This window comes from Pontibacter sp. HJ8, assembly GCF_054824225.1.
This window is the reverse complement of sequence record NZ_JSYF01000051.1, coordinates 1-8,009: the sequence shown is the minus strand read 5'-3', so window position 1 is coordinate 8,009 and position 8,009 is coordinate 1. Positions and strand designations below refer to the sequence as shown.

Here is an 8,009-nt window from a genome sequence, read left to right as displayed (position 1 = left end):
GTAGATAGAAAAAAGCAGCATGCTTTTGCCATCCTTTTATCAGGAGAAACTATTGTCCTTGTCAGCCCGAACCCGATGGCCGGAACAATGCACTGACTTCGGTAGTACAAGGCCATAGCACCTGTAAACACGACTATTAGGTGACGAAGAACACGATGAAAAAACCTGTCTGGAGCATGAACAGGAGATTACCCCTCTTTCTATTCTTTTTAGTGATAGCCGCTCTTTCCACTACAGCTACCTTTGGGCAGGGCAGTGTGATCCGGCGCATGGGCATGAGCAAGATTCCGGAGCGTGGCCTGGTGATCCAGGCGGGGGCAGGCCTGGCCGCTGTCAAGAGCGACATCTGCGGCAGCTGGGGCTGTAACGATATCGGCCCTGCCATGGGCATAGGCGCTTTGTTTAAGTACAACCCTTACCTGTCCTTCAGCGGGGAGGTGGAGTATGTGAAGCTGGGAGCCACCGAAAAAACCCCTTTCCATAATATCACTTTTGAATCGGAAGTGATCGAGGTATCGGCTACGGTTGTGATCAACCTGATGGACAGCTATAGCGGCACCAACAACTACCGGTCTACCCGGAAGCGCTTTGTGGTGCCCTTCATCAAAGCCGGTGGCGGCTTTGTGTATTATACCCCTACTTCCTATCCTACCAACAGAGGAGAAAATTCACAGGAAACCTACGACCGGGAGCGCACTTATCCTGCCATTGCCGCAGTGATTCCTTTTGGAGTCGGGCTCCGTTTCCGCTTCTCGGACAACTGGAGCGTGGCACCGGAGATGATGTACCACCTGACCTCTACCGATTACCTGGATAATGTGGGGCCCCGGATCGGGATCGCCCACACCAAAGACCACTATGGCGTCGTGTCTGTGAAGGTCATGTATACGCCGATCCTCAAAAACGAAGTCTTCACTAAGAAGAAACAAGGTATAAGCGGATTCGATAAAAAGAAAAAGTAGCCTGTCATCCTCTAGAAGTTTCTTTCCCAACCCCTGTGCCTGCCTGCCGTAGAAAAAAGGGCTGCTGAAAGCCTGTGTGGCCACTGGCAGTAACCACCTGCAAAACCACATCCTATGGAAGCACAGAACAAAAAAAAACTTTGGTGGCTGGCAGCCGGTGCCGGCGCTTTGCTGGCCGCCAGGGCCATCAACCGTAAACTCAATGCCTACGATTTCCGGAACAAGGTCGTGCTGATTACTGGCGGTGCCCGTGGCCTCGGCTTTGTGATGGCCCGCCAACTGGCCAAAGAGGGCGCACGGCTGGTGCTCTGTTCCCGTGACGAGATACAGCTGGAGAACGCCCGCATGGAACTGGCCGGGAATGGGGCCGACGTGCTGGTGCTGCCCTGCGACGTAACACAGCAGGCGCTGGTGAACGAGATGATCGATACAATACAGCGCGACTTTGGTAACATTGACGTGCTGATCAACAACGCCGGTATCATCACGGCCGGGCCGCTGGAAGAAATGACCGTGCAGGATTTTGAGGAGGCTATGCAGGTTCACTTCTGGGGGCCGCTCTATACGACCCTGGCTGTGCTGCCCGCTATGAAAGCGCGTGGTGGCGGCCGTATACTCAACATTGCATCCATTGGCGGCAAGCTGGGCGTGCCGCACCTGGTGGCCTACAGTGCCAGCAAGTTTGCCCTGGTGGGCTTATCAGAGGGTTTGCGGGCAGAACTGAAGCAGCACAACATCCTGGTGACCTGTGCATCGCCCGGGTTGATGCAAACCGGCAGCCCGCGCCATGCCAACATCAAAGGACAGCATGAAGAAGAGTATACCTTGTTTAAAATAGCCGATTCCAATCCCCTGAGCTCTATCAGCGCGGAAGATTCGGCCAAACAGATACTCGATGCCTGCCGCAACGGCGACGCGGAAGTGGTAACCTCGCTGCCTGCCAAAATCGGGGCCTTCGTGCACGGTCTCTCCCCCGAGATAACCACTGATTTTTTTGCCGTACTGAACCGGGTATTGCCCGGCCCTACCGGCGAGAAGCGAAGCCAAAAAGGCTTCGAGAGTGAAACTTCCCTCTCCATGTCAGACCTTACGGAGAGAACACAGAAGGCAGAATACCGCAATAACGAGCTTTAAATCAACGCAACATACAAACCTTGCAAAGCCAGGCTATACCTGGCTTTGCGTATATTCGCCCTTATGGAAATCAAGAACAGAGAGAAGGCCTACGACGGCTATTTCAAGATCTATAAACTGAAAGTAGAGCAGCACGGCCATACCTTCGAGCGGGAGCAGTTCGACCGGGGAACGGCTGTGGCCGCCCTGGTGTATGACACGGTGCAGGAACGCTACATCCTCACCAGCCAGTTCCGGGTAGGCTCAGAGTCAGAGCTGGTGGAGGTGGTGGCCGGGATGGTGGACGCGGGCGAAAGCCCGGAAACCAGTATAGCCCGTGAGATAGAAGAAGAGATCGGCTACAGCGTGGACAGCCTCAAGCATCTGCATACCTTCTACTCTTCCCCTGGCGGCACCACCGAAAAGGTGCATCTGTACTATGCCGAGGTGTCGCACCAGCACGCCGATGGCGGCGGAAAGAAAGACGAGCACGAGCACATCGAGCTGGTTTCGTTTTCAAAAGAGGAGCTGCTGCGGGAGACCTTCGCCGATGCCAAGACCATCATTGCCCAGCAGTGGGTGCAGCTGCAGGAATAAACGAAAAAAGGGTTAGCAGTTCATCTCTGCTAACCCTTTTTAGGTATAGGATTCGTTACTTGGCGGCTGCCGGCTTGAGCTTGTCTTTGAACACCTGGCGGAATTTGTCCACCTTGGGGCGAATCACGAAGCTGCAGTAGGGCTCATGGCCATGCGTGTTAAAGTAATTCTGGTGGTAATCTTCGGCCGGGTAGTACCTGGTAAGCGGCTCTATTGTCGTGACGATCGGGGAGTTGAAAGCGCCGGAGGCATCCAGTTCCTGCTTGTACTGCTCTGCCAGTTGCTTTTGCTCCTCGTTGTGATACAGGACAATGGAGCGGTACTGGGGGCCCACATCATTGCCTTGCTGGTTGAGGGTAGTCGGGTCATGGGTTTTCCAGAAAACTTCCAGCAACTCGGCATAGCTTATTTTCTGAGGATCATAGGTGATCTGAAGCACCTCGGCGTGGCCCGTTGTGCCGGAGCATACCTGTTTGTAGGTAGGGTTTTCTTCCGGACCGCCAGCATAACCGGATTCTACTTTTTCCACCCCTTCCAGCTCCTGAAAAACCGCTTCCGTACACCAGAAACATCCATTCCCAAAGGTTGCCTTTTCCATATGTATTCAATTTAGGTAGAGGAAGGTATGGCGCAACGTGCGACCAGACCTCCCTTTGTTTTTAAACCCCGAAGTTACGACAATAGTCCCGGAAAGACCAGCCGTACCGTATAACCGCCGTCGCTGCCAATTGTTCAGGTATAGCGCAGGACCAGGTATACCGGAGGAGTTAATTCCGCATGTTCTGCATCATGTTTTTGGCATCCGCTGCCCCTTCTATGGAGAGGTATTCCGCCTGCAAAGCCCTTACCTTCAGCTTGTCACTATTCGACATCTGTCCTTCGATCTGGCGGCGGCGCTGGTTCAGTTTGCCGTATACATGGTCCACGTAGTCCCAGTCATTCTGCGTCCAGTTCTGGCGTTTGGCCCGCACCACTCCCATAAAGGTCAGGTAGGCCTCGCGTATGTTCTGGGGTGTAACGGTGTCGATGTCATTAAACTCGCGGAGTAACTGTTCCTGCCACTGTGCGATCTCCTTGGCATCCAGCGGCGTATTCTGTCGGCGCTCCTGGCGGCTTTCCCAGCGCTCATAACGTTGCTTGAGGCGGGCATACTCCGCTTTGGATTCTGCAGACAGGCTGTCGATGTTCTTGTCGAGCTCCGCGGACCGTTTTTTGAACGTTTCCTTTACTTCCGGCCAATCCTCCCGGATAGCGGTGTCTGCCTGCTCTGATTTTTCGTTCATCCAGCCCCGCAGCGATTCCAGTTGATCGTCCACGGTTTTGCCGGTGCGCATGACGCTGGCCGTGTCTTCTTTTTCAGCCGTATCCACGGTGATCTCTTCCGTGTTTTCAGCGGTCCGGTTGCCTTCGCAGCTCCAGAGGAACAGCCCCAGGGTGAGAGCTGTTGCATATTTCATTCCTTTATACAGCGTATCTTTCATGTTGATATTTCTTTACAGGGAGTTGGTATCGTTGTCCCTTTGCCTTACTTACGGAAAGGCCACGTTCAGGATACTAGGGGCGTACAGCCAGCAGCGGTTTGTCCTTGCTGATGCCGTCGCCGTAGCGGTAATGGCCGTTGATGGTAACCGGGAGTTTTCCCCTGGCGGGTATCTTGCCAAACAACAACTTCGCTGCGGCTATCTGGGCATGCGCGTGCGGCTGGTACCCTACGAGCAGCACACGGCTTTTATGAATGTCTTTGAAATCATTCAGGGTATAGGCATTGTCAAAAAGCGTGACGACCGCTTTGCCCGATGTGGCCAGCTCTGTGACGTAGGCCGTCGCTTCTTTCGAATACCCCAGCCGGTTGCTCGGGGTAACGCCCGGGCCGTAGAGGCTTACCAGCACCAGGTCATAGCCCCGGAGCTGCTTTTTCATTTTCTTTACCGCCCTGGCATCTGCTTTCCGGGAGATGACAAAGTCCGTGGTGCTGGTCGTGTATTTTCCTACTTCCCGTTGAAAGATCGTCGGGCGTTTGGCGCCGAACGACAGGGTGGCGATCTTCTGACGTTTCCGCCGCCGGATCGGGAGGGTGTGTTTGTGGTTGTTGAGCAGCGTCATGGCCGCTTCGGCCAGCGCATGGTTTGTGCTGTCGGCAACTGAAGGGTTGAGGTCCTCAGCCAGGTTCTTCAACTCGACAGGCTGGTACTTGTCCAGTCCGACCCATTGTTTGGCAGCCAGCATTTTTTTGCAGCGCCTGTCTATTTCTGCCTGCGAGAGTTCGCCTCTGGCAATGGCCAGTTTAATGGCCTGGATGGCTTTGGGTACGCTGTTGAGACGCTCCAGCACATCGTTGCCGGCCATGAGGGCACGGGCTTCGGCCTCTCCCGGGCGGAAGTATTTGGTAACACCCTTCATCACCATGGCATCCGTAAACACCAGCCCTTTGAATTCCAGCTGCTTTTTAAGCAGATTTGTCACGATCGGTTTGGAGAGGGTGGACGGGAGGTTCATAGTCGTATCGAGCTGCGGCATGTGCATGTGCGCCACCATGATGCCCCCGATGCCATGCCGGATCAGTTCCCGGAATGGGTATAGCTCCAGGGAGTCGAGCCGGGCACGGTTGTGCGGGATCACGGGCAGGTCGTAGTGCGAATCCACGTCGGTGTCGCCGTGGCCCGGAAAGTGCTTGGCAACCGCTATGATGCCGTTGTCCTGCATCCCCCGCATATAGGCCAGGCTCTTGGCCGTCACATCGAGCCTGTCTTCGCCAAAAGCGCGGTAGCTGATAATGGGGTTTGCCGCATTGTTGTTGATGTCGGCAACCGGAGCAAAATTGACGTGCATGCCCAGGCGCCGAAACTCTTCGGCTACTTCGGCACCCATTCGGTAAATGAGGCCATTGTCCTCGATCGCTCCCAGTAACATTTGGAAGGGGTACTGCACCGTGCTGTCGAGGCGCATGCCTACGCCTGTCTCGGCATCCATGGAGATCAGCAGGGGGACTTTGGAGGCTGCCTGAAAGCGGTTGGTTAGTTTGGCTTGCCGGACAGGCCCTCCCTGGAAAAAGATCAGGCCGCCTACCTTATACCTGGTGATCAGGTTCATGACATCCGCCTCATACCGGGGGCTTTTGTCTGAGAAAGCTTCTATAACGATCAGTTGCGCGATACGCTCGTCGGGTGTGAGGGTACTGAAGACGGAGTCTACCCAGGGCGATGGGTTTTGGATGGCTTCTACCAGCGTGGCAGGTGGCGTATAGGGATGTTCTGCCGGATAAAAATCAAGTTGCTGGTCCTGCGCGTATACCTGCTTCTGCGCATCCGACCCCTCGCAACTACCCAGCAAAAGGGCCATGCCAATCAGCAGGGTATAGCAGGAGATGTTCTTGAAGCGTGTAAAAGGGTGTGGTGTAGGTGCGTGCATGGTACTTGTGGTGGAAGACCACATCTTAATACTTATATATTTTAAAATTAGTTATTTACTCCTTCGTTATCAACTGCTGCAAGCAGACAAGGATAGCAGCCGGAAGAGAGCAGATACGTGGATTAGCTACAAACGTAAAGCCGGACAGCCAGGTTTTTGTTCAATTCCAGTATATTCAGCCCACTGCCTGCTTCCCCGAAAGCAAGTACCTGCTGCCTGCCGGGTGCGTATAGCCTCATAGTTAAGGATCGCAGGCTATTCCCGGATGGAGCTACTTCTGTAGTGTAAACGATAACCTGTATGGCTTATTCTGTGAAAAATATTTCTATGGTTCCAGCCCCTGTCGGAAAGGCCCCGCCTGATGTAGCGGAAGAGAGTGATCGATTCGCCTACAGCTTTCTTCCCGGAACACTTTTCGTAGGCCTGATCTGGCTCATCAGCCTGCTGGTATACCTGAGCGGATCCGATCTGACCTGGCTCGGTGTACTGCCCCGACATTTTTTCGGGCTGATCGGTATATTTACCGGTCCGCTCATTCATGCGGGTCTGATCCACCTCTTGTCCAATTCTTTTCCTCTCGTTCTGTTATCGGGTTTCATTCTTTTCCTGCACCGGCCGGTGGCGGTGCAGGTGTTTACATTTGTCTATCTGGTCAGTGGCCTGTTCACCTGGTTCATGGGCCGGGAAGCCTACCATGTCGGGGCAAGCGGCGTGGTATACGGACTGGCCGGCTACCTGCTATTCAACGGCCTGCTGCGCCGCGACAGGGCAGGGCTCGCTGTCGCGTTGGCGATCCTGTTTCTGTATGGCGGCCTGTTTTACGGCTTGTTCCCGGTAGAGGAACGCATTTCCTGGGAAGGGCACCTCGGGGGTTTGCTGGCAGGTATGGTAGCCGCGCTGCTCTATGGGGAGCGTGCAGCCCGGACGAATGAGGAAGAAGCAGAAGAAACAGGAGAAGCTATACCTGCGCCCACGCTGGTGCAGCAACAGCACCAAAGCAGCAGCCTGGGAAACAGCCCCTACACGATCCGCTATACCTTAGGGACGAATCATAAAAACACGACGTATGAGCACAGCTACCGGCTCAATCCGACATCGGGTATGGTGGAGGCGCCAACAAAGCCCCCTGCCTTTGCGTCTACTGAAAAGAAATCTATACGCCCATGAATCATCAGACAACACAAAAAGAACATACAGATGTAAAGCAAAGCAAGTGGCCGCTCCTCATCACAGGCATCTTACTGGCTGCTCTGGTAGCCGTTTATTTTATCTCTGCAGATTTTCAGGCTGGCCTGAAAGAAGGCTGGGACGTGCTCACCAGTGGCGATGAAAAACGGATCTCGGTATGGGTAGAGCAGTTCGGATTCTGGGGACCCTTCTTTATCATTCTGGCGATGGTTGCCCAGATGTTTTTGCTGGTGATCAATGTGGTGGCCCTGATGCTGGTAGCCATCATTGCGTACGGGCCGGTATGGGGATCGCTTCTGGCTGTTGTGGCGGTGGTCGTGGCCTCCACCGTGGGCTTTATGATTGGCAGAGCGCTGGGGGCTACCGGCGTGCGTAAGATCATTGGGCCGAAGGCAGAAAATAAGGTACACCAGTTTGTATCGGATTATGGCATATGGGCGGTCATCGTAGCCCGGATTTCTCCTTTCCTGTCTAATGATGCCGTCAGCTTTGTAGCCGGTATCACCCAGATGAATTACTTTAAGTTTATTGGAGCTACCCTAGTTGGTATAGTACCGCTTACGGTCCTGCTGGCCTGGCTGGGAGAGAGCAACGACCGGCTCATCAACGGCCTAATCTGGGTTGGGGGCGTGAGTCTGGCGCTGTTCATAGGCTATGTTCTCTATGACAGGTATAGCAAGAAAAAATCCTCCGGAAAACGCGCCTGAGTGTAAGGGGATCTGCCCGGGATACCTATGCTCT

8 protein-coding genes are annotated in these 8,009 nt (G+C 54.3%); 5 read left to right on the top strand and 3 right to left on the bottom strand.

Annotated elements, in window-relative coordinates; translation table 11 throughout:
- Positions 1-176 precede the first annotated feature (176 nt).
- The 3 genes from OB13_RS03020 to OB13_RS03010 all read left to right on the top strand — a co-directional run bounded on the left by OB13_RS03020 (position 177) and on the right by OB13_RS03010 (position 2,672).
- Complete coding sequence (locus OB13_RS03020; protein ID WP_461488671.1) at positions 177-962, top strand: outer membrane beta-barrel protein; 786 nt, start codon at positions 177-179, stop codon at positions 960-962.
- Positions 963-1,076: 114 nt separating this feature from the next.
- Positions 1,077-2,096 carry an SDR family NAD(P)-dependent oxidoreductase gene (locus OB13_RS03015; RefSeq protein WP_461488670.1) on the top strand — a complete coding sequence of 340 codons (1,020 nt, stop codon included), beginning with the start codon at positions 1,077-1,079 and terminating at the stop codon, positions 2,094-2,096.
- 63 nt (positions 2,097-2,159) lie between these two features.
- Complete coding sequence (locus OB13_RS03010) at positions 2,160-2,672, top strand: NUDIX domain-containing protein (protein WP_461488669.1); 513 nt, start codon at positions 2,160-2,162, stop codon at positions 2,670-2,672.
- 55 nt (positions 2,673-2,727) lie between these two features.
- On the opposite strand, the gene msrA is transcribed toward OB13_RS03010, so the two are convergent.
- From msrA to OB13_RS02995, 3 genes are all read right to left on the bottom strand, one after another.
- The gene (gene msrA / locus OB13_RS03005; protein WP_461488668.1) at positions 2,728-3,270 is read right to left on the bottom strand and encodes a peptide-methionine (S)-S-oxide reductase MsrA; all 543 of its coding nucleotides are present in this window, start codon (positions 3,268-3,270) and stop codon (positions 2,728-2,730) included.
- Positions 3,271-3,439: 169 nt separating this feature from the next.
- Entirely contained in the window at positions 3,440-4,153 is a 714-nt protein-coding gene (locus OB13_RS03000; protein WP_461488667.1) for a hypothetical protein, read from the bottom strand.
- Between the two features lie 73 nt (positions 4,154-4,226).
- Positions 4,227-6,080: a glycoside hydrolase family 3 protein gene (locus OB13_RS02995; protein ID WP_461488666.1), complete on the bottom strand. Its 1,854-nt coding sequence runs from the start codon at positions 6,078-6,080 to the stop codon at positions 4,227-4,229.
- A 327-nt stretch (positions 6,081-6,407) separates the two neighbouring features.
- Between OB13_RS02995 and OB13_RS02990 the strand changes: the two genes are divergently transcribed.
- Positions 6,408-7,247, top strand: a complete 840-nt coding sequence (locus tag OB13_RS02990) for a rhomboid family intramembrane serine protease (protein ID WP_461488665.1) — start codon at positions 6,408-6,410, stop codon at positions 7,245-7,247.
- Positions 7,244-7,975, top strand: a complete 732-nt coding sequence (locus OB13_RS02985; protein ID WP_461488664.1) for a TVP38/TMEM64 family protein — start codon at positions 7,244-7,246, stop codon at positions 7,973-7,975. The genes OB13_RS02990 and OB13_RS02985 overlap by 4 nt, the downstream gene beginning before the upstream one ends.
- The last annotated feature ends 34 nt before the right edge of the window (positions 7,976-8,009 follow it).